The organism is Pandoraea iniqua, assembly GCF_902459685.1.
Classification (GTDB): Bacteria; Pseudomonadota; Gammaproteobacteria; order Burkholderiales; family Burkholderiaceae; genus Pandoraea; species Pandoraea iniqua.
Genome location: NZ_CABPSF010000006.1, coordinates 117634 through 143448, shown reverse-complemented (window position 1 = coordinate 143448; position 25815 = coordinate 117634). Strand labels below are relative to the sequence as shown.

24 protein-coding genes are annotated in these 25815 nt (G+C 64.4%); 16 read left to right on the top strand and 8 right to left on the bottom strand.

Features of this window, described 5'->3' with window-relative positions; all coding sequences use genetic code 11:
- Positions 1–183: 183 nt before the first annotated feature.
- Positions 184–669 (top strand): YajQ family cyclic di-GMP-binding protein, encoded by a 486-nt coding sequence (locus PIN31009_RS20055; protein ID WP_058375834.1) that lies wholly within the window; start codon positions 184–186, stop codon positions 667–669.
- 85 nt (positions 670–754) lie between these two features.
- Here the strand turns inward: PIN31009_RS20055 and plsY are convergent, their stop codons facing one another.
- Both plsY and ybaK read right to left on the bottom strand, forming a co-directional pair.
- Positions 755–1360 (bottom strand): glycerol-3-phosphate 1-O-acyltransferase PlsY, encoded by a 606-nt coding sequence (plsY, locus tag PIN31009_RS20050; protein ID WP_150685836.1) that lies wholly within the window; start codon positions 1358–1360, stop codon positions 755–757.
- Positions 1361–1485: 125 nt separating this feature from the next.
- Positions 1486–1980, bottom strand: a complete 495-nt coding sequence (gene ybaK / locus PIN31009_RS20045) for a Cys-tRNA(Pro) deacylase (RefSeq protein ID WP_058375836.1) — start codon at positions 1978–1980, stop codon at positions 1486–1488.
- Between the two features lie 65 nt (positions 1981–2045).
- On the opposite strand from ybaK, the gene PIN31009_RS20040 reads away from it, so the two are divergent.
- Complete coding sequence (locus PIN31009_RS20040) at positions 2046–3611, top strand: class I adenylate-forming enzyme family protein (RefSeq protein ID WP_150791390.1); 1566 nt, start codon at positions 2046–2048, stop codon at positions 3609–3611.
- Positions 3612–3637: 26 nt separating this feature from the next.
- Here PIN31009_RS20040 and xerD read toward each other — a convergent pair whose 3' ends face one another.
- Both xerD and queG read right to left on the bottom strand, forming a co-directional pair.
- Complete coding sequence (gene xerD / locus PIN31009_RS20035) at positions 3638–4573, bottom strand: site-specific tyrosine recombinase XerD (protein ID WP_150791471.1); 936 nt, start codon at positions 4571–4573, stop codon at positions 3638–3640.
- Between the two features lie 116 nt (positions 4574–4689).
- Positions 4690–5931, bottom strand: coding sequence for a tRNA epoxyqueuosine(34) reductase QueG (queG, locus tag PIN31009_RS20030; RefSeq protein ID WP_150791389.1), 1242 nt, complete (start codon positions 5929–5931; stop codon positions 4690–4692).
- 17 nt (positions 5932–5948) lie between these two features.
- Between queG and tsaE the strand changes: the two genes are divergently transcribed.
- Together tsaE and PIN31009_RS20020 are read left to right on the top strand one after the other, a co-directional pair.
- Positions 5949–6473: a tRNA (adenosine(37)-N6)-threonylcarbamoyltransferase complex ATPase subunit type 1 TsaE gene (gene tsaE, locus PIN31009_RS20025; protein WP_058375837.1), complete on the top strand. Its 525-nt coding sequence runs from the start codon at positions 5949–5951 to the stop codon at positions 6471–6473.
- Positions 6455–7942 (top strand): N-acetylmuramoyl-L-alanine amidase, encoded by a 1488-nt coding sequence (locus PIN31009_RS20020; RefSeq protein WP_150791388.1) that lies wholly within the window; start codon positions 6455–6457, stop codon positions 7940–7942. Before tsaE ends, PIN31009_RS20020 begins: the two co-directional genes overlap by 19 nt.
- 156 nt (positions 7943–8098) lie before the next feature.
- Here the strand turns inward: PIN31009_RS20020 and PIN31009_RS20015 are convergent, their stop codons facing one another.
- Entirely contained in the window at positions 8099–8767 is a 669-nt protein-coding gene (locus tag PIN31009_RS20015; RefSeq protein ID WP_150791387.1) for a VTT domain-containing protein, read from the bottom strand.
- Between the two features lie 261 nt (positions 8768–9028).
- Here PIN31009_RS20015 and mutL point away from each other — a divergent pair, with 261 nt between their 5' ends.
- The 9 genes from mutL (at position 9029) to PIN31009_RS19970 (ending at position 19981) form a co-directional block, all read left to right on the top strand.
- Positions 9029–11122 carry a DNA mismatch repair endonuclease MutL gene (gene mutL, locus PIN31009_RS20010; RefSeq protein WP_425495501.1) on the top strand — a complete coding sequence of 698 codons (2094 nt, stop codon included), beginning with the start codon at positions 9029–9031 and terminating at the stop codon, positions 11120–11122.
- 37 nt (positions 11123–11159) lie between these two features.
- Entirely contained in the window at positions 11160–12107 is a 948-nt protein-coding gene (miaA, locus tag PIN31009_RS20005; protein WP_150791386.1) for a tRNA (adenosine(37)-N6)-dimethylallyltransferase MiaA, read from the top strand.
- A 197-nt stretch (positions 12108–12304) separates the two neighbouring features.
- On the top strand, positions 12305–13204 hold the full coding sequence (locus PIN31009_RS20000; protein ID WP_150791385.1) for an ABC transporter permease: 900 nt from the start codon (positions 12305–12307) through the stop codon (positions 13202–13204).
- A 1-nt stretch (position 13205) separates the two neighbouring features.
- Entirely contained in the window at positions 13206–14258 is a 1053-nt protein-coding gene (locus PIN31009_RS19995) for an ABC transporter ATP-binding protein (protein ID WP_150791384.1), read from the top strand.
- Between the two features lie 75 nt (positions 14259–14333).
- Positions 14334–15398: an extracellular solute-binding protein gene (locus tag PIN31009_RS19990; protein WP_087691350.1), complete on the top strand. Its 1065-nt coding sequence runs from the start codon at positions 14334–14336 to the stop codon at positions 15396–15398.
- Positions 15399–15433: 35 nt separating this feature from the next.
- Positions 15434–16354 (top strand): ABC transporter permease, encoded by a 921-nt coding sequence (locus tag PIN31009_RS19985; protein WP_237171990.1) that lies wholly within the window; start codon positions 15434–15436, stop codon positions 16352–16354.
- 100 nt (positions 16355–16454) lie between these two features.
- Entirely contained in the window at positions 16455–17651 is a 1197-nt protein-coding gene (locus PIN31009_RS19980; protein WP_058375844.1) for a M24 family metallopeptidase, read from the top strand.
- A 107-nt stretch (positions 17652–17758) separates the two neighbouring features.
- Positions 17759–19000, top strand: coding sequence for a metal-dependent hydrolase family protein (locus PIN31009_RS19975; protein WP_150791383.1), 1242 nt, complete (start codon positions 17759–17761; stop codon positions 18998–19000).
- Positions 19001–19066: 66 nt separating this feature from the next.
- Complete coding sequence (locus PIN31009_RS19970) at positions 19067–19981, top strand: LysR substrate-binding domain-containing protein (RefSeq protein WP_058375846.1); 915 nt, start codon at positions 19067–19069, stop codon at positions 19979–19981.
- Between the two features lie 25 nt (positions 19982–20006).
- On the opposite strand, the gene gstA is transcribed toward PIN31009_RS19970, so the two are convergent.
- Positions 20007–20633 carry a glutathione transferase GstA gene (gene gstA, locus PIN31009_RS19965; protein WP_150791382.1) on the bottom strand — a complete coding sequence of 209 codons (627 nt, stop codon included), beginning with the start codon at positions 20631–20633 and terminating at the stop codon, positions 20007–20009.
- A 121-nt stretch (positions 20634–20754) separates the two neighbouring features.
- On the opposite strand from gstA, the gene PIN31009_RS19960 reads away from it, so the two are divergent.
- Positions 20755–21090 carry a winged helix-turn-helix transcriptional regulator gene (locus PIN31009_RS19960; protein ID WP_150685828.1) on the top strand — a complete coding sequence of 112 codons (336 nt, stop codon included), beginning with the start codon at positions 20755–20757 and terminating at the stop codon, positions 21088–21090.
- A 12-nt stretch (positions 21091–21102) separates the two neighbouring features.
- Here PIN31009_RS19960 and PIN31009_RS19955 read toward each other — a convergent pair whose 3' ends face one another.
- A complete protein-coding gene (locus PIN31009_RS19955; protein WP_058375849.1) occupies positions 21103–21984 on the bottom strand; it encodes a LysR family transcriptional regulator in 882 nt (293 codons plus the stop codon).
- A gap of 206 nt (positions 21985–22190) precedes the next feature.
- Here PIN31009_RS19955 and PIN31009_RS19950 point away from each other — a divergent pair, with 206 nt between their 5' ends.
- Complete coding sequence (locus PIN31009_RS19950) at positions 22191–23780, top strand: MFS transporter (RefSeq protein WP_150791381.1); 1590 nt, start codon at positions 22191–22193, stop codon at positions 23778–23780.
- 126 nt (positions 23781–23906) lie between these two features.
- On the opposite strand, the gene purM is transcribed toward PIN31009_RS19950, so the two are convergent.
- Complete coding sequence (gene purM, locus PIN31009_RS19945) at positions 23907–24953, bottom strand: phosphoribosylformylglycinamidine cyclo-ligase (RefSeq protein WP_058375851.1); 1047 nt, start codon at positions 24951–24953, stop codon at positions 23907–23909.
- Positions 24954–25100: 147 nt separating this feature from the next.
- Between purM and hda the strand changes: the two genes are divergently transcribed.
- A complete protein-coding gene (gene hda, locus PIN31009_RS19940) occupies positions 25101–25811 on the top strand; it encodes a DnaA regulatory inactivator Hda (RefSeq protein WP_058375852.1) in 711 nt (236 codons plus the stop codon).
- Positions 25812–25815 lie beyond the last annotated feature (4 nt).

Here is a 25815-nt window from a genome sequence, read left to right as displayed (position 1 = left end):
AATGTCGGGCGAAAGAATTTTGCGCATTATACCGGCCATGCCGCGCAGTACCGCTGATTGCCCGGATTGTGCGGATTGTCCGGATTGCCGGGACTGGCCGCCCCACGGCGCAGGCGCCTCAACGGCGCCGCACGCGGGGCCAGCCGTCCCTTTCACGAACCCTTTGTATTTCAGGAGAGCCAGATGCCATCGTTTGACGTGGTTAGCGAAGCCAACATGGTAGAGGTCAAGAACGCCATCGAGCAGGCCAACAAGGAAATCTCGACGCGTTTCGACTTCAAGGGGTCGGACTCGCGTGTCGAGCACAAGGAGCAGGAGATCACCCTGTTCGCCGACGACAACTTCAAGCTCGAACAGGTCACGCAGGTGCTCATCGCCAAGATGGCCAAGCGCAACGTCGACGTGCGTTTTCTCGACTACGGCAAGGTCGAGAAGGTCAGCGGCGACAGAGTCAAGCAAGTCGTCAAGGTGAAGAAAGGCGTGGAAGGCGATCTGGCCAAGAAGATCGTGCGCCTGATCAAGGACAGCAAGATGAAGGTGCAGGCGAGCATTCAGGGCGACAGCGTGCGCATCGCCGGCGCCAAGCGCGACGATCTGCAAAGCGCCATGGCGCTGCTGCGCAAGGACGTGACCGACACCCCGCTCGACTTCAACAACTTCCGCGACTGAGCGTTGTTGTTTCAGCCAATAAAAAACCCGCAGTGCTCGCTGCGGGTTTTTTATTGGGCAGGCGCTGTGAGTCCCTTGCCGCTCCTTACTTCTTCTTGCTGCCGATACGGCTTTCCTTCCCGGCGATCAGCTTGGCGATATTCCCGCGATGGCGATAGATCAGCAGAATCGCCATGACGATGACGGCGGGCGCATACGGACCCAAGCCGAACATGAACACGTAGTACAGCGGTGCGAACACGGCCGCGACCAGCGCCGCCAGCGACGAATACCGGAAGAACACGGCAATGATGAGCCACGTGGCAGCCACCGCCAGCCCGAGAATCGGGTCGATCGCGAACAGCACGCCCGCAGCAGTCGCCACGCCCTTGCCGCCCTTGAAGCGCAGAAACACCGGGTAGAGGTGGCCGATGAACACGGCCAGCGCCACTGCCGCCAGACCGAAGTCGCCTACGCCCCAGGCGTCGGCAAAACGCTCGGCGAGGTACACGGCGAGCCAGCCCTTGAGTGCGTCGCCGAGCAGCGTGAGCACGGCGGCCTTCTTGTTACCCGAGCGCAGCACGTTGGTCGCGCCCGGATTACCCGAGCCGTAGCTACGCGGGTCGGCGAGACCCATCGTGCGGCTGACGATCACCGCAAACGGCACCGAGCCGATCAGGTACGCGAGGACGATAAAAACCAGAGTGGCCATGAACTTCTAGCGTGAGGAAGATTTGTAATGGGCGCCATTCTACTTGAGACGCCCTGCCGCCCCATTCTGGCAAACACGGGGTTGCGCGAAGTCCCGGCGCGTCGGTGGCCGACGGTGGCGCTCGCTCAGTCGTCCGCCAGCGCGCACGACACCGGCTTGGCCGCCAGCGTGTTGAGCAGCACCTGCGGCGCAATGCCGATGAGATAACCGCGCCGCCCGCCATTGATGTAGATCTGCGGCAAGTCGAGCACCGACGCCTCCACATACACCACCATCGCGCGCTTCGTGCCGAACGGCGACGTGCCGCCCACCATATAGCCCGAATGCCGCTGCGCCACGTCGGGCTTGCAGGGGTCGACACGCTTGGCGCCGATCTGGCGCGCGAGATTCTTCGTCGAGACGGTGCGGTCGCCGTGCATCAGCACGATCAACGGGCGCGCCTTCTCGTCTTCCATGACGAGCGTCTTGATAACCGCATGCTCATCCACACCCAACTGACGCGCAGACTCACCGGTGCCGCCGTGCTCGACGTACTCGTAGACGTGTTCGGTAAAGGCCACTTTCTTTTGCTTCAGAAACTGCGTGGCCGGCGTTTCCGAGACGTGTTTGGTCTTGCTCATGGGCGCCTATTGTAATGAAACGCCCCTGCTGTGTCGCCGTCATGCGCGGGCATTACAATGCGGCCATGGCTGCTACCCCCGACACCTCGCAACAGGATGCGCTGGCCGCCCAATGGCTGGCGAACCTGCCGCCGCGCATCGACGCCCTGCCCGCGCGCATTGCCGCGCAAACGCCCACGCGCATCGCGCTCATCGACGACTTCCGCCGGCTGACCTACGGTGAACTGACCCACGCCGTCGCCACGTGTGCCGCCCATCTGCGCGACCACGGTGTGCGCGGCGGCGATCGCGTGATGATCGTCGGCGAGAACGGCATTGCCTACGTCGTGCTGCTGCTCGCCGTGGCGGCGCTCGATGCCTGGCCGCTGCTCTGCAACGCGCGATTGTCGGCTACCGAACTGGCCGTCATTCGCGATCACGCACGCCCGCGCTGCGCGATCTTCACGATCGATGCCTCTCCCGATGCGGCCGCTCATGCGCGCAGCCAAGGCGCGGCCATCGTCTGGACCGATCTGGCACTGGGTGCGCTGGCCGCCACCGACGCCGACCCGCAAAGCGAAGCCGAACCGGTGCAGACCGACCCGGCAGCGCAGTGCGGCGCGCTCATCTACACCACAGGCACGACGGGTACGCCGAAAGGCGTGCGTCTCTCGCATCGCAATCTGCTGTTTATTGCCGCGATTTCGAGCACGTTGCGGCGCGTCGGCGCCGACGACGTGGCCTACGCCGTGCTGCCCATTTCGCATGTCTACGGTCTGACGTCGGTGTGTCTGGGCACGTTGTATGCCGGAGGCACCCTGCGGCTGGCGGCGCGCTTTACCCCTGAAGCGGTGCTCGACTCGCTGGCCCACGATGGCCTGACGATATTGCAGGGCGTGCCCGCCATGCACGCACGCCTGATGGCTCATGTGGCTAGTCAGGGCACCTCGCTGGTGGCCCCGCGCCTGCGCTTCGTGTACTCGGGCGGCTCGCCTCTCGATGCGGCGCTCAAGGCGCGTGTCGAAGCGTTCTATGGCCTGCCGATTCATAACGGTTACGGGTTGACGGAGAGCAGCCCGACGGTATCGCAGACACTGCTCGACGCCCCACGCGACGACTGTGCCGTGGGCCCGGCGATTCCCGGCGTGTCCGTGCGCATCGTCAGCCGGGAAGGACACGATTTGCCCGACGGTGAAGTCGGCGAACTCTGGGTACGCGGCCCGAATGTCATGCTCGGCTACTACCGCGCGCCGGAACTCACGACTGCCGCCATCACGCCCGACGGCTGGTTACGCACCGGCGATCTGGCACGGCGCGAAGCCGACGGCGCGCTCTTTCTCGCGGGACGTGCGAAGGAGTTGATCATCCACTCCGGCTTCAACGTGTACCCGATCGAAGTGGAGCAAACGCTCGCGAGCCACGCCGATGTCCTGCAAGCGGCCGTATTGGGACGTGAGGAAGACGGCAACGAGCAGGTGATCGCGTTCGTCGAAGCGCGCCCGGGGCACGTCATCGATGTGGCGGCGCTCGCCGCATGGGCGGCCGAGCGACTGGCGCCCTACAAACGCCCGGCAGAGATTCGCGTGCTCGATGCCCTGCCCGCCGCGTCGACCGGCAAAGTGCTCAAGCACAAGCTCAAGGCGCTGCTGTAGGTGCCACTGGCGACGGCTGAATTCGCTTAGCCGCGCGGATGATGTTGCGCGTGCAGCGACTTCAATCGCTCGCGCGCCACGTGTGTGTAGATCTGCGTGGTGGAGATATCCGCGTGCCCGAGCAGCAATTGCACCACGCGCAGGTCGGCGCCGTGATTGATCAGATGCGTGGCGAACGCGTGCCGCAGCGTGTGCGGCGAAAGCGGCGCGTGAATATCCGCGAGCTGGGCGTAGCGCTTGATCAGATACCAGAAGGCCTGCCGCGTCATGCCATCACCGCGTTGGGTGACGAACAACGTGTCGCAGGCACGGCCCGCGAGCAGCACGCCGCGACTCTCCGCAAGATATCGCGTTAGCCACCCGCTGGCTTCGTCGCCGAACGGCACCAGCCGCTCCTTCGCACCCTTGCCGAAGATGCGCAGCACGCCCTCGTTGAGACCCACTTCAATGGTCTTGAGCGCGACCAGTTCCGACACCCGCAAACCACTCGCGTACATCAGTTCCAGCATCGCACGGTCGCGCAAGCCGAGCGGCTGAGTGAGATCGGGGGCACCCAGCAGCGCTTCGACCTGCGCTTCGGATAATGTCGACGGCAAGCGCTGTGCGCGTTTCGCCGAGGCAATGCGCAGGCACGGGTCCACGTGCACGATGTGCTCGCGCAGCGCCCAGTGATAGAACCGCTTGAACACCGACAACCGGCGATTCACGCTGCTGGCCAGACTCTCGCGGCGCCAAGCGAGATACGCCGACAGCGCCGCTTCGTCGACGCCATCGAGCGCCATGTCGTGCTTGGCCGCCAGCCATTCGGCGAACAGGCGCATATCGCGCCGGTAAGCGTCGAGCGTATTGCGCGAGAGCCCGTCTTCGAGCCAGATCGTGTCGCAGAACTGGTCGATGAGCGTGGCGCTGCGCACATAGGCGGCACCCTGCGCGTCGAATTCGAGCACGTCATCCGCGCGCATGTCGGCTTCGGCGGTGTCATCCAAATCGCCGAGGGCCGCTTGCTCGAATGGCTCGTCGTCATCGAAATCCACCGCCGGGTCGCCCGCAGCCGTCGGCGTCTTTTTAGCGCGCGTCGTCAAAGCGTCGCTCCTTCCTGAGCCAGTGCCCATTGCACATGCTCGCGCACCAGCGCGGAGGGGTGCTCCATGCGCGCCGTGAGTGCGTCGCGCAGCGGCTTGCACGCGCTCTCGTTCGCATTCTCACCCTGCGCCCCCGGTGCACTGACCTCGCGCAGCGCATTCCCCAGCCCGACCGCCAGATTGCGCAGCCATCGCTCGTGACCGATGCGGCGGATCGGGCTGCCTTGCAGCCGCGCGAGAAACTCGTCTTCGGTCCACGCGAACAATTCCACCAGCGACGCACGATCGAGATCGTTGCGCGGATCGAAATCGGGCAACGGCGACGGCTGCGCGAACTTGTTCCATGGACAGAAAAGCTGACAATCGTCGCAGCCGTAGATGCGATTACCCATCTTGGCGCGCAACGGTTCGGGAATGGCGCCCTTGTGTTCAATCGTCAGATACGACACGCACAGCCGCGCGTCCACACGATAAGCTTCGGTGATCGCGCCGGTCGGACACACGTCGCGGCATCGCTGGCACTGGCCGCAGTGCTCGCCGCGCGAGGCGCCCTCATCAACAGGCAGCGGCACATCCACGAAAATTTCGCCGAGAAAGAACAACGATCCCGCGTCGCGCGAGAGCAGCAGGGTGTGCTTGCCACGCCAGCCGAGGCCGGCCTTCTGCGCGAGCTCCACTTCCAGCACCGGTGCCGAATCGGTGAACACGCGATACCCAAACGGCCCGATGGCCTGCGAAACCCGGTCGGCAAGTTGCTGCAAACGATTGCGCATCACCTTGTGATAGTCGCGGCCGCGCGCATAGATCGACACCACCGCTTCACCCGGCATGTGCTGGCGCGCGGCTTCGTGCGCGCGCCAAGTGGCCATATCGGTGTCTTGGGGAAGATAATTCATGCGCGCGCTGATCACGCGCACCGTGCCGGGCACGAGTTCTGCGGGGCGGGCCCGCTTCATGCCGTGCGCGGCCATGTAGTCCATATCGCCGTGACAGCCGTCGTCGAGCCACTGCTGCAAGCCCGGTTCGGCGTGCGAGAGATCGGTGTCCGTGATGCCCACTTCGCCGAAGCCGAGTTCATGCGCCCATGTGCGAATTTGACCCGCGAGCGTCGACAGTTGCGCTGCACTGAGCGAAACAATCGCCGTATTGTCGCGCGAGGGCGACACTTCGGGCCCATCCGGCAGTGCCGATGGCTCGACTTGTGCGGCGGGAGCGGGGAAAATCACGAAAGCTTTCATCGACTCTATTTTACGCAATGCCCGATCACACAGCGTCCGCGCCACTGGGCGAGCGCATTTTTGCGCTCCCCGACGAAGCTGCCACCGAAGCCTTCGCAGCGGCACTCGCGCACGCCATCGTCTCGCGCATGGCGCACACCGACGCCGCCCATGCGGGCCTGCACGTGCAGCTCTCGGGCGATCTCGGTGCCGGCAAGACCACGCTGGTGCGTGCGGTACTGCGCGCGCTGGGTCACCACGGCCGCGTCAAAAGCCCGACGTATGCGCTGTGTGAACCGTACAACATCGACACGCCGCAGGGTGTATTGCCGGTCTATCATTTCGACCTGTACCGCTTTGCCGATCCGGCCGAATGGCACGACACGGGCTTTCGCGAGCATTTTGCCGGCGACGCCCTGTGTCTGGTCGAATGGCCCGAGAAAGCCGGCGGTCTGCTGGGCACCCCCGATTTACGCCTTTGGCTGGAACCAGTTGGCGATGGCCGACGTCTCACGACGAGCGCCTACACGCCGGCCGGTCTGGCTTGCCTGAACTCATGCTGATCAAACGCTTCGCCCGTACCGACGACGCCTCCTCGCCCAATGCCGGCCGCCGCCGCGCATTGCGAGCCGGCGCATCGACGCTGATCCTCGCCCTCACCGGCCCCCGCTTCGCCTTTGCCAACGCCATCGTCGCGGTGCGCGTGTGGCCTGCGAAAGACTACACACGCGTGACGCTCGAGACCGACAACCCGGTCAAGTTCCAGCAGCAGTTGATGGAGAGTCCGAACCGCTTCGTCATCGATCTCGATGAAGTGGATCTGAGCCCGACGCTGCGCGATCTCGTCGCCAAGATTCAGCCGAACGACCCGCAGATCGCACAAGTGCGCGTGGGGCAGTTCAAACCCGGTGTGGTACGCATGGTCTTCGACCTGAAGGCCGGCGTGAAACCGCAGTCGTTCACGCTGCCACCGGTCGCGGGCTACAAATACCGCACGGTGTTCGATCTGTATCCGGCAGTGGAACCCGATCCGCTCATGGAGTTGCTCGCGAAGTCCGGCCGCAAGGCCGAAGCGCTCGCGCAGCAGGGTCCGGGCCCGTCGTCGGGCGGCACGCCGAGTAGCGAAGAGAGCGAAGCGTTCTTCCAGCAATATGCCCAGCGTGACGCAGGCAACGCGGCCCCGTCACGCCCGCCCACGCCGTCCTCGTCGACGCGCCCGCCCCGTCCGGCCCCGGAGAAGACCCCGCCGCTTGCGCAGCGTAACGACGACGATGACGACGGTCTGTCCATCGCACCGCCACCTTCGCGGGGTCCGAAAACGGCCCGGCTGCTCACCATCGCCCTCGATCCCGGCCATGGCGGGGAAGACCCGGGCGCCATCGGCAGCAAGGGCTCGTACGAGAAGCATGTGGTGTTGCAGATCGCCAAGCGCCTGCGCGACAAGATCGATGCGCAGCCCAATATGCGCGCGATGATGACCCGCGACGCCGACTTCTTCGTGCCGCTCGGCGTGCGCGTGCAGAAGGCCCGCCGCGTGGACGCCGACCTGTTCATGTCGATTCACGCCGACGCGTTCACCTCACCGGCGGCCAACGGCTCGTCGGTGTTTGCGCTGTCCGAGCGCGGTGCGACCAGTGCCACGGCACGCCTGCTCGAAAAGACCCAGAACGCGTCCGATCTGATCGGCGGCGTGAACATCAAGACCAACGACCGCACGGTGGCGCACGCGCTGCTCGACATGTCGACCACGGCGCAGATTCGTGACAGCAAGGTGTTTGGCGATGCCCTGCTCAAGCAGATTGGCGGGCTGAACCGCTTGCACAGCGGCCGCGTCGAACAGGCCTCGTTTGCCGTGCTCAAGGCACCGGATATCCCCTCGGTGCTGGTCGAGACCGCCTTCATCAGCAATCCCGATGAAGAACAGCGGCTCAACGACCCGGCGTATCAGGAGAAGCTGGCCAACGCGCTGCTCACCGGCATCAAGGCGTATTTCGCGAAGAACCCGCCGCTGGCGAAGAACCGCACGGCCTGATATCGGCGGTCGCCGGTCCGCCGGTCCGCCGGTCTCCGAAGACCGGCATCGAAAACAAAAATGGCGCGCCCAATCGGACGCGCCATTTTCTTGTCTGAAGCTTCTCTGAAGCTTGGCGGGCGGGAATTACCGACCCGCCACCGCCCCCTCAGGCGATCACTCGCCTTGGCTTTGCGGCACGCGGCGACGGCCACGCGTGAACATCTTCCACAGTGCGCCCAATGCGATCGGCACCACGGCTGCGCTGATGCCCACCAGCACGATCACGTTCAGGTATTGCTTGACGATCGGCAGGTTGCCGAACACGTAGCCACCGCCCACGAGCAGCACTACCCAGATCGCCGCGCCCAGCACGTTATACAGCTGGAAGCGCGCCCACGACATGGCCGACACGCCCGCCACGAAAGGAGCGAACGTGCGCACCACCGGCACGAAACGCGCCATCACGATGGTCTTGCCGCCGTGGTGTTCGTAGAAATCGTGCGTCTTGCGCAACGCGTCGCGATCGAGAAAACGCCAGTTTTTCTCGTACACGCGCGGCCCGATCTTCGAGCCGATCCAGTAATTGAGCGTATTGCCGGTAATCGCTGCAATAAAGAGCAGCACGCCGAGCAACCACGGGTCCATGGCACCCGTCGCGGCAAAAGCACCGCCGATGAACAGCAGGGAATCGCCCGGCAGGAACGGGAACAGCACCAGCCCCGTCTCGACAAACACGATCAGGAACAGGAACAGATAGACCCAGTTTCCGTACTGATCGATAAACACACCCAAATGCTTATCGATGTGGAGCACCATCTCCAGCAACTGCACCAAAGTATCCAAGACGAATCCTCAAGATAAAGGACGCCGGCCCGTCCCCACGGGCATACGACGAATCGCATCATACCAGCGCATTCATCGGGCGTCGTTAAGTGCCGGTGGCGGGAAAAATCGCCCGTTCACCGGCTGTCGGTCCCCTTCAGCCACGCCGGGCCCTGCCCCGACCTTCCTATGACTGCACTATATAGGGCTTTTATTAGCGTCAAGTTAGGTATTGCAGGCTGAAACACAGACCGATCTATGTCTTTGAGGGCAACCTTTATAATGGTTCCCATGTCTGCCACCCCGACCTCAAATTCCGCTGCCGAGCGCCTCGCCGGTGCCCCCGACGACACCACCAACGGTGCCGCCGACGCCCATAGCGATCACGCCGAGCGCCCGGCCCGCCTGCCCGGCCCCATTCCGGCTGCCTTGGCGCCCGCGCGGGCCATCCGCGTCCTCCCGGACCAGTTGATCAGCCAGATCGCCGCGGGCGAAGTGGTCGAACGGCCGGCCTCGGTGGTTAAGGAACTGCTCGAAAACGCCCTCGATGCCGGTGCCCGGGCGCTCCAGATCAAGCTCGAAGAAGGCGGCGTGCGCCGCATCGCGATTACCGACGACGGCGGCGGCATGTCCTCCGAGCAATTGCCGCTGGCACTGACGCGTCACGCTACCAGCAAAATTCGCACGCTCGACGAGCTGGAATCGGTGCTCACCCTCGGGTTCCGGGGTGAAGCGCTGGCGTCTATCGCCTCGGTGGCGCAGCTCACGCTGTCGAGCCGCCAGATCGACGCCCCTCACGCCACGGCCATCGACGGCAATACCGGCGCGCTGACGCCCGCCGCCGGGCCGGTCGGCACGACCGTCGATGTGCGCGACCTGTACTTCAACACCCCCGCGCGCCGCAAATTCCTCAAGACCGAGCAGACCGAATTCGGCCACTGTATGGATGTCATCCGTCGCAGTGCGCTCGCGCGCCCCGATGTCGGCTTCTCGATCCTGCATAACAACCGTGCGGTCGAGCACTGGAATGTGTCCGACGCTGCCACGCGGGTCTCGCGTGTGCTCGGCAACGACTTCGCCGACGCTCACATCGCACTGGATGAAGGCGCGGCAGAGCTGCGCCTGTCCGGTTTCGTGGGGCTGCCCACGGCGAGCCGTGGCCGCGCCGATCAGCAGTATTTCTTTGTGAACGGCCGCTTTGTGCGCGACAAGCTGCTCACGCACGCCGTTCGCGCCGCCTATGAAGACGTGCTGCATGGCGACCGTTATCCGGCCTACGTGCTGTATTTCGAATTGCCGCCGCAACTGGTCGACGTGAACGTGCATCCGTCGAAGATCGAAGTGCGTTTTCGCGATGCGCGCAGCGTGCACCAGTTCGTCTTTCACGCGGTGCAGCGCGCGCTCGCGCGCGCCGCCGGCAGCGGCGGTGCAACCCACGCCGCGCACGTCACCGAAGGCGGTGGCCTCGCGGCAGGGAATGGCAACAATGGCGGAGGCTTCGGCTTCATGGGCGCACGCCCTGCCGCTGGTTTCGGCACCCCGGGGGGCAGCAACTGGAATCCGCGCGCGCAGCAAGGCACGCTGCCGGTCGCACAGCCGCTCTCGGTCTACGACAACCTGTTCGGACGCGCCGCACCGCCTGCACCTCGCCCGTATGGCCAACCGGGCGTCACCGATGCCCCGGCTTCGGCTTACGGCTCGCTCGGCAGCCCCGGGGCAGCAACAGATGCGACTGGCACGTCGATGACCGACGGCATGACGGCAGGCGCCACGCCTGACGCCATGCAGCTCGAACAGCCGCTCGGCTTCGCCCTCGGCCAACTGCACGGCATCTACATCCTCGCGCAGAACGCCTACGGGCTCGTGCTGGTCGACATGCATGCCGCGCACGAACGCATTCTGTATGAACAGTTCAAGCACGCGCTGATCGAGCGCGTCGTGCCGGTGCAGCCGTTGCTCATCCCGGTGACGTTCTTCGCCGACCCGGTCGAAATCGGCACGACCGAAGAGCATCAGGAAACCTTGAAAGCCCTTGGTTTCGATCTCGCCGCGATGTCGCCGACGACGCTCGCAGTGCGCGCCATTCCCGCGTTGCTCGACGGGGCCGACGCGCAGGCGCTGGCCCGCGCCGTCCTCGCCGATCTGCGTCAGTACGGCGGCTCGCGTGTGCTCACCGAACGTCAGCACGAGTTGCTCGGCACGCTGGCCTGCCACAGTGCCGTGCGTGCCAACCGGCGTCTGACGCATGAGGAAATGAACGCGCTGCTGCGCCAGATGGAAGCGACCGAACGCGCCGACCAGTGCAATCACGGCCGTCCCACGTGGTATCAGCTCACGCTGAGCGATCTCGACAAACTGTTCATGCGCGGCCGTTGAGTTGCAGCACCAAGCACGACAAGATATCCGGAAGTCCATGAATCACCCGCCCCCGATCATCTGCCTGCTGGGCCCGACGGCCTCCGGCAAGACCGCTGCCGCGCTTGCGCTCGCGCAAGACACACCGATCGAAATCATCAGCGTCGACTCCGCCCTCGTCTATCGCGAGATGGACATCGGCACGGCCAAGCCCAGCGCCGCCGAACTCGCCGCCGTGCCGCATCACCTGATCGACATCATCGATCCGCGCGACGCCTACTCGGCAGCCCAGTTTCGCAACGACACGCTGCGTCTGGTCGACGAGATCACCGCGCGCGGTCGCCGGCCATTGCTCGTGGGCGGCACCATGCTCTACTACAAGGCGCTTACGCAAGGCTTGTCGCCGTTGCCGTCCGCCGATGCCGACGTGCGTGCCCGCCTCGATGAGGAAGCCGCACGCGATGGCTGGCCGGCGATGCATGCGCGGCTGGCCGCCGTCGATCCGGTCACTGCCGCGCGTCTCGCGCCGAACGATTCGCAACGCGTGCAACGCGCACTCGAAATTTTCGAGTTGTCGGGCAAACCGATGTCGCAATGGCTCGCCGAACAGGCGCAGGCCCCTGCCGAAGCATCGCCACACACGTTCATTCCCGTCGCGCTGGAACCGAGCGATCGCGCGGTGTTGCACACGCGCATTGCCGAGCGTTTTCGCCTGATGCTCGCCGCCGGTTTCATCGAAGAAGTCGAGCGTCTGCGCGCGCGCGGCGATCTCGATCCCGGCCTGCCGTCGATGCGTTGCGTGGGCTACCGTCAGGTGTGGGAATACCTCGACGGCGAAACCGATTACGACACCATGCGCGACAAGGGCATCTTCGCCACGCGCCAGTTGTGCAAGCGTCAGCTCACGTGGCTGCGCTCGATGCCCGAACGTCATATCGTCGACTGCACCGCCAGCGATGCACCGCAACGCGCGCTCGCCACCGTACGCCAACTCTGGCAAGACTGACGCAAGTCCGAGTCAAAACTCACCTGCCCGCGTTCCGCCATGCCGCTGTGCGGAACGCATTCTGAATACCTCTCCCGCCTCCGTTGAAACCCTGACAGCTTTCCGGTTTGCATGTCGATTTTGATATGCTAATTTGCATATCAACGTTTCGATCAATTCAAAATTGCATCGAATCCACGATACCGGGAAGGGTGCCAATGACGCAGACTTCGATGGAACAGAGTGGGGTGCCGGGCACGCTGCAAGGCGGTGCGCCAAGCGACACGCTACGGTTACCGGCAGGCAAGCCGCGCGGCATTTCAGCCGGCAAATGGGCCGTGCGCGCCGGTGTCACGCTGATCTACCTGTTCATGCTCAGCCCGCTGATTTTCGTGATCTGGCTGAGCTTCTTCAACGACGCGATCATCACCTTCCCGCCCAGCGGCTACACGCTGTCGTGGTACGCCAACGCGTGGCGCAATGCCGCGTTCGCCAACGGTTTCCTCCTGTCTCTGCAACTCGCTGCGTGCGCAGCCATCGGCGGCGTCATTCTCGGCGTAGCCGCTTCACTCGCACTCGCGCGTTATCGTTTCCCCGGTCGCCGCACGCTCGGCAACGTCTTGCTGCTGCCGCTGGTCGTGCCCGGCATCGTTGCCGGCATCGCGACTTACCTGTTTTATCTGCGCGCCGAAAACATCTTCGATGTGGATATCGTCGGCACCTTCACCGGACTGGTCGTCGCGCACATCTGCCTCACCATTCCGTGGACGATGCGTCTCGTCGGCGCGAGCCTCGCGCAGATCGACGGCACCATCGAAGAGGCTGCGCGCAACCTCGGCGCCGGCCCGTGGCGCACGCTCTGGCGCGTCACGCTGCCGATGCTGCGCCCGGCCATCGTCGCCGCCGTGTTGTTCAGCTTCATCGTGTCGTTCGAGAACCTCGAACTCACGCTGCCGCTCGTCGGCCCGGGCAAGACCACGCTGCCCATCGCGATCATGCAGTACCTCGAATTCAACCTCGACCCGACGATTGCGGCGGTCTCTGCCGCGCAGATCGTGTTGCTCGGCATCGTCATGCTGATCACCGATCGCTTCGTCAAACTCAGCCAGGTGATCTGACATGGCCAACGTCTGTCTGCGCGGTCTGCGCAAGCAATACGGCAACTCGGCGGCAGTGGCCGACTTCTCGCTCGACATTGCCGAAGGCGAACTCGTCGCCTTCCTCGGCCCGAGCGGCTGCGGCAAGACCACGACGCTGCGCATGGTCGCGGGGTTTGTGGAACCGACCGACGGCGAAATCTGGATCGGCGGCAAAGAGGTGTCGCGCCTGCCGCCGCACCGGCGCAACACGGGCATGGTGTTTCAACGCTATGCGCTCTTCCCGCATATGACCGTCGCGGAAAATGTCGCGTTCGGGCTGGAAATGCGCCGCGTCTCGAGCGCCGATCGCGCGACCCGCGTGCGTGAAGCGCTCGACATGGTGCGGCTGACCCAACTGGCCGATCGCTACCCGCGCCAGCTCTCCGGCGGACAGCAGCAACGCGTGGCGATTGCTCGCGCGCTTGCGATACGGCCCGACGTCTTTCTGCTCGACGAACCGCTCTCGAACCTCGACGCCAAGCTGCGCACCGAAGTGCGCGAAGAGATTCGCGCGCTGCAACAGCGTCTCGGTCTCACCACGATTTTCGTCACCCACGATCAGGAAGAAGCGCTCGCCATTGCCGACCGTCTGGCCGTGATGCACGACGGCCGCGTGCAGCAGATCGGCACCGCCGACGCGCTCTACGAGCGTCCGGCCAACCCGTTCGTAGCGAACTTCCTCGGCAAGATGAATTTCCTCGCTGGCCGCATGAACGACGGTCATTTCGTCACCGCGAAGGGCGAGCGATTTGCCCTCGCCAACGCTGCGCCCGACGCCATCACGCTCGGCATCCGGCCGGAGCGCCTGCGCCTGACCGATGCGCCGGTCGGCAACGAAAGCGCGGTGCCGGTGACCGTCGATCAGACGATTTATCTCGGCTCCACGCTCGAACTGCGTCTGAAGAGCCCGCACGGCGAGATGCTGGTCGCGCATGTGCCGAACACAGCAAGCGACAGCGCCGGGCGATATGCGCCGGGCCAGATGCTCAAGGCGTGTTTCGCCCCCGGCGACTGCCTGCTGTTCAACGCCTGACTCTCTGTTTTCTTACCAGCGGTCCCGTACCGGTGCCGCCCTTTGTTTCGGCCTCACGTTAGGAAGGATGACGACATGACGCACGCCCTGAACCGCCGCACGTTTCTCAAGACCGCCTCCGGCCTGGTGCTCGCCCCGGCGCTCGGCCTCGAAGCCCTCTCGGCACGCGCGGCCGATGCCTGCCCGAACGTGGTGGTGGGCACGTGGGGCGGCGACTATCTGAATCTGCTCGAACAGAACATCGGCAAGCCGATCATCGAAGCCGCCGGTGGCAAGGTCACGTACGACTCGGCCGATCAGGTCGCGCGCATGACCAAGCTGCGCGCCGAAAAAGCGTCGCGCCGCGGCTCGCTCGACGTCGCCTGTCTGGCCGACCTCGACATGTACGACATCAACCGCTCGGGCATTCTCGAACCCATCGACGCGAAGCTCGTGCCGAACCTCGCCAACACGCTCGAATCGCTGCGCCGTCCGTACTCGATCCCGCACATCTTCAGTGCGATGGTGATCGTGTACAACCCGGAAAAACTCGGCACGAAACCCGACTCGTTCATGGCCGCGCTCGATCCGAAGCTCAAGGGCAAAGTCGGCTTCTCCGACATCCTCTACAACTTCAACGTGGTGAGCAGCTCGCTCGCGGCAGGCCACAAAGATGGCGATACCGCTGGTGGCATGCAGTTCCTGCGCGAGTTGCGCAAGTCGCAGCAACCGAAGGTGTACCCGTCGAACGAAGCCGTAGCGTCTGCTCTCAAGAGCGGCGACATCTGGTTCACCTGCATGTGGAAAGCGCGCGCGCTGCAATGGAAGAAGGCCGGCGTGCCGATCGAATACGTGGTGCCGAAGGAAGGTGCCGTGCCGGTGACGTTCGAAGCGGCCGTGCCGAAAAACTCGCAGTCGAAGATGTGCGGTTTCAACTATCTGAACGCAATGCTCGACCCGCGCGCGCAGATCGGTTTCGCCGAAACGATGGGCTATGCGCCGACGGTCAAGAACGCCAACCTGCCGCCCGCACTGCAACAGAGCGTGGGCTTCACGAACGCCGAACTCGATCGCATGGTCAAGCTCGACTACGCCAAATTCACCGCCGACAAGCCGGCGCTGCTCGACTTCTGGAACAAGGAATTCAAGGTGGGCCTGTGAACGCCGCAGCTGCGCCAGATTCCCCTGAGTCAACCATGCCATCGCCGACCCGCCTCCCCTCGACCTCGCCCACATCCCGAGCCGCCACCGCCCGCGCGGTGCGCGGCGCCTTCACGGGCGGTGCGCTGGCGTTTCCCGCCACGCTCGTCGTGTTGGTCGTGATCGTGCTGCCCGGGCTGCAACTGCTGCGCTACAGCCTGAACCGGTTCGATCCGGTCGACATGATGCAGGCCGCCATCACCGGCGAGAACTACATCAAGTTCTTCACCGACCCGTATTACCTGTCGGTGTTGTGGACCACCATCAAAGTCGCCACGCTTTGCACTGCGCTCGCGCTCGTGCTCGGCTTTCCGGTCGCGTACGTGCTGGCGCGCACGCAGAGCCGCTTCAAGAGCCTGCTGGTGATCTTGCTGGTGTTCCCGCTGCTGGTGGGCAATGTGGTGCGCGCAGCGGGCTGGATGGTGATGCTCGGCAATGCCGGCTTCGTCAACTCGCTGCTCGTCTCGCTGGGCATCGTGCCGCAGCCGATCCGCCTGCTTTACACGCCATTCGCCGTGGTCGTGGGCACTACGGCGGTGGTGTTGCCGTACATGATTCTCACGTTGCAGAGCGTGCTCGAAGGCATGGACTTCTCCGTCGAAGAAGCAGCCCGCAACCTCGGCGCCACCTTCCGGCAAACGCTCACCCGCGTGATTCTGCCGATGGCGGCCCCCGGCATTGCGGCGGGCACGATGCTCGTGTTCATCCTGTGCATGAACGCTTATGCGACGCCCGTGCTGCTCGGCGGCACCGGCATCACGATGATGACGCCGTCCATCTACGACCAGATCGCGAAGGCGAACAACTGGCCGTTCGGTGCCGTGCTCTCGCTTGTCTCGATGGTGGTGACGTTTGCGCTCGCCATCGCCTCGCATTGGGTCATTCAGCGCCGCTACGCGAAGACGATGATGACCTGAATGATCCGAATGCGATGCATCACTGAACGTGCTGATCTCCACCGGCTCAGGGCCTCTTCACCCGACTGCGCCGGACATTACCGATCGAAAGGATTCCGCCATGCCGACACTCTCCGATGCTACCCGCCAGTACCGCCGCGATCTGATGAACGATCTGATGGATCACACGCGCGTCGATGCTCTGATCTTCACCGCCGCCGACTTCTTCCAGTGGGCGACCAACTTTCACGTCGACGTGCAGACGTGGGAGCGCCCGATTGCCGTGTGTGTGCCGCGTGACGGCGAGCCGTTCGCGGTCATGAACGAGCTGTCCACACACCACCTGATGATGGCGCGTGAACGGGGCCATCTTTGGCTCGATCTCGACCGCGTCTCGCTGTACGCCGAGCATCCGCGTGTGACGCAGCGTCTGCCGTTGCTTGCCGAGGTGCCCTCGCTTATCGCAGAACGCCTTCGTGCCGCTGGTCTCGCGGGCGCGCGCATCGGCGTGGATGCGGCGGGCGGCCCGCTCGCGCGTGCCAGCGCGTCGCTGCCTGATGCGAAGCTGGTGCCGATGCTCGCCGAAATGCGCTCGCTGCGCTGGGTCAAGCATGCGGAAGAGATTGCCATCATGCGCGCGGCGTCCGAACTTGCCGACTGGGTGCAGGACCGCTATCGCGAGAACATTCGCCCGGGACGGCTCGTGCAGGAACTCGATTACTCGATGGCGGCCCTGATGGTCACCGAAGGCGCAAAGCGGTTCCCCGGCGAGAATCTGGAAGTCATGCGTTGCTGGACACTTTCCGGCCCCGCGTCGGCCTCGCCGCATGGCGACGGCGCGTCGTGCGGCGCGGTGATCCGCGAGGGCGACGGGCTGGTGAACATCGTGATCCCGCGCCTGAACGGGCTCGTGATCGAGAACGAACGTACGTGGTTCTGCGGTAAGCCGTCGAGCGATCAGGCGAAGTTTTATGAAGTGGCGCGCGCCGCCAACGAAGCCGCGGTGAATGCGGCGGTGACCGGCCGGCCCGTCTCGGGCATCGACGCCGCTGCACAGGCCGTCATCGAAAAGGCCGGTTGCGGTGAATACATCCGCCATCGCACCGGTCATGGCATGGGCATCATCGGCCACGAATATCCGGACGACATGGCGTTCAATCATCGTCCGCTGCTGGCCAACGAGGTCTATTCCGCCGAGCCGGGCATCTATGTCTATGGGCTGGGCGGCTTCCGGCTGGACGACTCCGTCGTCACCGGCGACACCCCCGAAATGCTCACACGCACGCCGCGCACGCTGGCCCACGCCACCATCGACTGAGCGCGCACGATACGCACACGAGAAACACACAAGAGACACGATACGCATAGCACCGCGCACCCCAAGCGTGCACGGTGCTTGAGAGACACCGTCTGGGAGGAGAGATTATGGAGTCGATTCTGTTGTCGAACTGCGCGTTACTCGATCCGGTCAAGGGCGAGTTGCGCGGCGATCACGCGGTGCTGATCGAAAACGGCCGCATCAAGGAAGTCTCGGACAAACCGATTCGCAGCCAGAGCGCCCGCGAAATCGACGTGCGCGGCAAGACCGTCATGCCGGGCCTGATCGATCTGCACGTGCATGTGCATGCCACGCAGCTCAATCTGTCGGCGCAGGCGCATCTGCCCAACGTGCTGGTCACGCTCAAGTCGGTGCCGATTCTGCAAGGCATGTTGCGGCGCGGCTTCACGACCGTGCGCGATGCCGGCGGCGCCGGGCACGCGATCAAGCACGCGGTAGAAAGCGGCTTGGCCGAAGGCCCGCGCCTGTTCGTATCGGGTCGCGCCATTAGCCAGACCGGCGGACACGGCGATGGCCGCCCCCGCACCGACTACATCGGCACCGACGGCCCTTGCCCGTGCTGTGTTCGCGTGGGCGCATTGTCGCGTGTCGCCGACGGCGTGGACGAAGTGCGCCGCGCCGTGCGCGAAGAACTGCAAATGGGCGCCGATCAGATCAAGATCATGGCCTCGGGCGGCGTGGCATCGCCGACCGATCCCGTGGGTGCATGGGGCTATTCGGAAGACGAGATCCGCGCCATCGTGGCCGAAGCGCGCGGGCGCGGCACGTATGTGCTCGCACACGCGTACACGGCCGCCGCCATCGAGCGCGCCGTGCGATGCGGTGTGCGCACGATTGAACACGGCAATCTGGTCGATGTGCCGACGGCCCGCTTCATGGCCGAACAGGGCGCGTACGCGGTGCCCACGCTCGTGACTTACGATGCGCTCGCGAATGAAGGCAAATCGCTCGGCCTGCCCGACGACAGCGTGGCGAAAATTGCCGACGTGCACGCCGCTGGGCTGCGCTCGCTCGAAATCTTCCGCGAAGCCGGCGTCAAGATGGGCTACGGGTCGGATCTGCTCGGCGAGTCGCAGCGGCTGCAATCGGATGAATTCCGGCTACGTGCCGAAGTGCTCTCGCCCGCCGAGATTCTGCGCAGTGCCACAGTGGTCGGCGCCGAGGTGCTGGGACAGTCGGGCCAGTTGGGCGAAATCGTGCCGGGCGCGCATGCCGACGTCCTGATTGTCGACGGCGATCCGTTGCGCTCGCTCGACTGCCTGCTGGGGCAAGGCGAGCGGATTCCGATGGTGATGAAGGGCGGTAAAATCCACGCTTTTGCGCTCTAGGGTCTGCTCACCTTAGGCAAACGCGTCGGGGCACTCGGGTGCCCCGCCCTCTCTTCGGGAGACCTGATGGATTTTCGGCACGTCGACGCCTTTCGGGCGCTGATGCTCACGCGCACGACCACCAAGGCCGCGCAGGTGCTCGGCACGTCGCAGTCGGCCGTGAGCCGGCTGGTGGCCGACCTTGAGCGGCTGACACGGCTCACGCTGTTCGATCGTGCACGGGGCCGGCTGGAACCGACCGCCGAAGCGTTGGCATTGTTCGAAGAGGTGGAACGCCGCTACGCCGGGCTCGAGAACATCCGTGAGTTCGCGCTGAACCTGCGCAACCCCGATCAGGCCGTCATTCGTGTGGGCTCGGTGGTGTCGTTCGGGCTAGGCTATTTCGCGCGTGTGATGGCCGGGTACCGTGCGGTGCATCCGAGCGTGCAGCTTGCACTGGTCACGGGGGCGTCGGATCTGATTCGCGATCAGGTCGTCACGCGTCAGATCGCGCTCGGGCTGCTCACCGACACCAAGGATGTGGCCGCCACCGACGCCGTGTCGTTCGCCAAGCTCGATGCCATTTGTGCGCTGCCGGCCGGTCATCCGCTGGCCCGCAAGAAGGTCATACGGCTCGCCGATCTGAAAGGGCAGCCGATCCTCTCGTACGAGCCCACCGACATGGTGCGCTGGGGCATGGATCAACTCTTCATCGAGGGCCGCCTGCATGAGCAGGTCGTGGCCACCGCGCGCTACTCCGTGAACATCGGCACGATGGTCAAGGAGAAACTCGGCATCGGCCTGCTGCACCCGGTGGCGGCCTACGACTTCCTCGACTCCGATCTCGTGCTGCGACGCTTCGAGCCGTCGATGCCGTTCCACACCTTGCGCGTGACGCCCCGCTCGGCGGCACCGAGCGCGCAGATCGACGACCTCGTGCGCGTGATGGAAACCACGCTCGACGACGTGATGCGCGCCGTCGAAGATCGCATGAAGCGCTGAGCGTGAGGCCCCACAGCACAGCGCCTTATGCCGCGTCTTGCGCAAGCGCTTCACGAACCGATGCGCGCTCGCTCACACGCGCGAACCATGCGCGCAGGTGGCGGTATTCGCTGAGATCGATGTCGGCGTTGTAGACCGACGTCATCCAGTTCGCCTTACCCCAGCGGGTAATGGCGAACAGATACGCGTCTGCCACCGTGAACGACTCTCCCATGAGATACGCCTTGCCTTCGAGTTGGCGATCGACCCATGCGAATCGCGACGCCAGCTTCGGGCGCGCCGTCTCCACATACTTGCCTGCGGCCACCGCATACAGCAGCGGAATAAAGCCCTTGTGGATCTCCGCGCTCAGAAAGTTGAGCCATTCGAGCAGACGGTATCGGGCAAGCGTGCCGTGTGCGGGCACCAGACCGGTTTCCGGGCGCTGATCGGCCAGATACTGCGCGATGACCACGCCCTCTCGCAGGCACGTCCCGTCATCGAGTTCCAGCACCGGCACGTAGCCAAGCTCGTTGACGTCGTAGAAGTTGCTGCCATCGTTGAGCAGATGCTTGCGCGCGTCGACGCGAATCACTTCTGCGGCCAACCCCGTCTCCTGCAAGCCGATGCAGATCGCCAGCGAACAACTTCCCGGTGCGTGATACAGCTTCATTGCGTTCTCCTTTTGAACCCTGATAGCGGTGAGGAAGCGACTATCGCTCACTCGGTATAAAAAGAGAAGAAGGCAAATGTTTGTGATATAGGTACAAAAAATATACCTACTCAGGTGCCCAATGAAGGAAAGTGCGACCGGTTGTTCCGTCGAAGAATCGATGCGTTTGCTCGGTGGACGCTGGCGATTGCTGATCGTCTCCTACCTGCTCGACGGGCCGAAGCGATTCAATGATTTGCGGCGCGACGTGCCGGGTATTTCACAGCGCATGCTCACGCTCGATCTGCGTGCGCTGGAAGACGCCGGGCTGGTCAAGCGAACCGTGTTCGCCGAGGTGCCTGTCAGAGTTCAGTACGAACTCACCGCAGACGGTGAGCGCCTGCGCCCGGTGGTCGCCGTGATGCAGGAATTCGGCCTCTGGCTCAAGGCGCGTCCGACAGCGGCCGACGACGCATAGTGAGGCCAGCGTCTACAGCATCCGGTCGCACATGAAGTCGACGAACACGCGCAGCTTGGGCGAGAGATGACGGCTCGACGGCCACAGCATCCAGAACTGGCCGGGATTCTCCAGATAGTCGCCGAGAAAAACCTGAAGCTCGCCGGCGGCAAGGGCGTCACGTGCGAGAAAGTCAGGCATGTACGAGATGCCGAGCCCGTGCGTGGTTGCACTCAGCAATGCCTCCATGTTGTTGCACGTGAGACCCGTGTGCAGTTTGGGCTCACGCGACACATCGGCAACGAACGCCCACGGCTGCAATTTTCCGGAAGTCGGAAAGCGAAAACGGATGCACGTGTGGGTTTCGAGATCGTTCGGTGTTTGCGGCGTGCCGTGCTTAGCGAGATAGGCCGGCGATGCGCACAGCACGAAACGAAACGGCCCCGCACGACGCGACATGAGCGTGGAGTCCGGTAGATCGCCGCTGCGAATCACGACGTCCAGCCCGCTTTTGATCAGATCGACGATGCGGTCGTCGAAATCGAGATCAAGCTCGATTTCCGGGTACTTTTCGGCGAAAGCAGGTAACAACGGCATGACGAACCGATAGGCCGTCACCGGCAGCCCGATGCGCAACTTGCCTCGCGGCGTCTGCGATACCTGCGAGAGCATGGCGCGCGCGTCGGCCAGTTCATCGAGCACGCGCCGGCAGCGTTCGTAATACATCTGGCCGGCCTCGGTCAGATTCACGCGCCGCGTGCTGCGCTGGAAAAGCCGCACGCCAAGCGTCGCTTCCAGCCGCGCAATCTGCTTGCCAACCGCCGAGGCCGATACCCCCGTGGCCTGCCCCGCCGCTACGAAACTCAACGTTTCTGCCGCTCGCACGAACGCGGTGATTTCCGCCAGATTGTCCATCCTTATGCCCTCCAGTTCGGATCGCGGCGCGCCGCCCGCGACCGGTCGACGCTAGCGCCATCAATTGACGCGTATTGCGGAATTTTATTCCTTAATCTACGAACTCTCTGTCTGTTTATCTCGCATTCACGATTTTTTAGCATGTATGGGCTGATCCCCCTCGGCGTTTCGATGCGCGTCAGCGCGTCATCTTCAGGACTCTCTTCATGTCGATCACCACTCCCCAGCCTTGGCCGCCCGCCGACGCATCATTGCGCCGCCGGTTGCTGGGCTTGTTCTCCGTTTGTCTGGCCGCGTTGCTGCTGCCGATGAGCTTCTCGGGCGGCGCCATCGCCACACCGGCCATCGGCGCCGCATTGCACGGCAGCGCGTTGGAGATGCGCTGGATCACCAGCGCGTTCATGCTGGCCTTCGGCGGGTGCCTGATGGCTGCGGGCGCTTGCGCAGACGCCTTCGGGCGCAAACGCGTCTTTCTGCTGGGTGTGGGATGTTTGCTGCTCACGTCGCTGGCCCTCGCGCTGTCGAACTCCGCGCTTGCCGTCGACTGGCTGCGGGCATTGCAGGGCGTCGCAGCAGCCGCCACGCTCGCGGGCGGTGGCGCGTCGCTGGCGCAAGACTTCGACGGACACGCGCGGGCGCGCGCCTACGGTTTGCTGGGCACGACCTTCGGCGTTGGGCTGGCGTTCGGCCCGCTGCTCGCCGGGGTGCTCATCGAACGCTTCGGCTGGCGGGGCGTGTTCGCCGCTACCGCGGGAATCGCCGCGTTCGCGCTGTGCATCGGCGCACGCTGCATGCGCGAGTCGCGCGATCCGGCTGCCGCCGGGCTCGACTGGCCCGGCACGCTGTCCTTCACCGGCGCGCTCGCGTGCTTCACCTACGGCGTCATTCAGGCACCCGCCATCGGCGCGACGGCACCGGAGGTCATCGGCTCGCTAGTGCTGGCGTTGGTGCTCGCCGTCGCATTTGTCGTCATCGAGCGGCGTGTCGCGCATCCGATGCTGGACCTGACGCTGTTTCGCTACGTGCGCTTCATCGGCGTGCAGATGCTGCCCATCGCGACGTGCTGCTGTTACATCGTGCTGCTCGTGTTGTTGCCGCTGCGCTTTATCGGCGTGCATGGCGACAGCGAGATCGTGGCCGGGCTGCGCATGATGGCCATGTCGCTGCCGATGCTCGTTGTGCCATTCATCGCGACGCAACTGGCGCGGCGCATGCCTGCGGGCGTGTTGTGCAGTTCGGGGCTGGTGCTGGCGGCCGCGGGGCTGGTGTGGCTCGCGCGCACCACAGGCGCACCGGGCACGTCGCACAGCGGCGTACTGAATCCCGCGTTGTGGCCGATGTTGCTGATCGGCACAGGCAGCGCGGTGCCGTGGGGATTGATGGACGGGTTGTCGGTGAGCGTGGTACCGACGGAGCGCGCGGGCATGGCGATGGGTATCTTCAACACAACGCGTGTCGCGAGTGAAGGCGTGGCACTGGCGCTCGTCGGGGCGGTGCTGATCGGGTTGATCGGCACGCATCTGCCCGATCTGCATGGCGCGGTGGCGCCCGACGTGGCACGTGAAGCCATCAACCGATTGGTAGCAGGCGATATGCACGGTGCCGTGACCAGCGCTCCGGCGTGGGGCGAAGCGGCATTGCGCGATGCCTACGAACACGCTTTCGCGACGCTGCTCGACCGGCTCGCCATCGTCACCCTGCTGTGCGCGGCGGTCGTGTTCGCGTGTCTGGGCAGCAAACCCCGCACCGTTGCCGCTGATCTGGGTGAACCGTCGACGGACATCGGCACGCGCTGACGCACACGCCATTGCTTACAAAGCTGCAAAAAAAGAAAGCCCGCCGAGGAGATCCCCGGCGGGCTTTTCTTGCATTCCTTGCCGGGAGGGCGAGCCCTCCCCGGTGTCTTACGAGACGATCGAAACTTACGAAACGATCGTCTGCGCTTCACCTTCGCGGCGCTCGCGGACCGTGCCCAGACGGTAGACCGTCTCGCCCGAGGCTTCGAGGTGCTTGACCGCAGCGTCGGCATCCGCCGCCGAGACGATCACGGCCATGCCGATACCGCAGTTGAACACACGGTGCATTTCAGCGTCGGCGACCTTGCCGTGTTCTTGCAGCCACTGGAACAGCGGCGGCAGCGTCCACGCGTCCTTCGACAGGTCGGCGGTCAGGTTGTCGGCCAGCACACGCGGAATGTTTTCCACGATGCCGCCACCCGTGATGTGGGCCATGCCCTTGACCGGCAGCGTTTCCATCAGCGCCAGCAGCGGCTTGACGTAAATGCGCGTCGGGGCCATCAGCACGTCGCGCAGCGGTTGACCGTGGAAGTCGGCGTCCAGATCCGGCTTGGCCACTTCGATGATCTTGCGCACCAGCGAATAACCGTTCGAATGCGCACCCGACGAGGCCAGACCCAGCACCACGTCGCCCGGGGCGATGGTCGTGCCGTTGATGATCTTGCTCTTTTCCACCGCGCCGACCGCAAAACCGGCCAGATCGTACTCGCCGTCCGGGTACATGCTCGGCATTTCCGCCGTTTCGCCACCGATCAGGGCGCAACCGGCCAGCTCGCAGCCTTGGGCAATGCCCTTGACCACGGTTGCGGCCGTGGCCACATCCAGCTTGCCGCAGGCGAAGTAATCGAGGAAGAACAGCGGCTCGGCGCCTTGCACCAGAATGTCGTTCACGCTCATCGCGACCAGATCCTGGCCCACGGTGTCGTGCTTGTTCAGGGTGAAGGCAAGCTTGAGCTTGGTGCCGACCCCGTCGGTGCCCGAAACGAGTACCGGCTCCTTGTAGCGCTTGGGCACTTCGAAGAGCGCGCCGAAGCCGCCAATGCCACCCAGCACGCCGTCGCGCAGGGTTTTCTTCGCAAACGGCTTGATCGCTTCGACCAGTGCGTCGCCTGCTTCGATATCGACGCCGGCGTCGCGATAGGAAAGTCCGGAAGTTTCGTTAGGGTGTGACATGACGGGAATGCATCAAGGTTCGGTAAAATGCGATTTTACCCGATGCGCGGCCCCTGCTGGCACGCAAACGGGATATCGGACGCCGGCCCAGTGCCGGCGTGCCCTGCAAACCGTATGGCGCCGGCCTTCCGCCGGCTTTCTTCGTTCGTGATCCAGCAACTGTTTCTCGACCTCGGCACACCGCCGCCCGCCACGTTCGACAATTTCATTGTCGGGCCCAATCGCGAGGTGGCGCAGACGCTCGCCGGTTTGCCTGCCGATTTGTCGGCCGGCACCGCACGCGACCGCGGCATCTACCTATGGGGGAGCGCGGGGTCCGGGCGCACCCATCTGATGGAAGCGCTGGTCCATGCCGTGGGCCCGGGCGCGCGCTATTTGCGCCCCAACAGCCCGCTGGCCGCCTTCATGTTCGATGAATCGAGCACCGTCTACTGTGTGGACGACTGCGACAACCTCTCGCCGAACCAGCAGATCGCCGCCTTCAATCTGTTTAACGAAACCCGCGCCCGGCCGCATTGCGCCTTTGTCGCCGCCGGCTCGCAACCCCCGGTCGACATGCCGCTGCGCGAAGATTTGCGTACGCGGCTGGGCTGGGGTCTGGTTTTTCATATTGTGGGTCTGGACGACGACGGCAAGAAACAGGCGCTGCAAAACGCCGCCCGCGAGCGCGGCCTGCAACTGGCGGCCGACGTGCCGGCCTACCTGCTGACCCACTTCCAGCGCGATATGTCGAGCCTGATGGCCCTGCTCGACCGGCTGGACCGTTTTTCCATGGAGCAGAAGCGCGCGGTGACCCTGCCGCTGCTGCGCCAGATGTTGACTCACGCCGATCCCGCCGCCCCCGACGGCAAAAACTGACCGG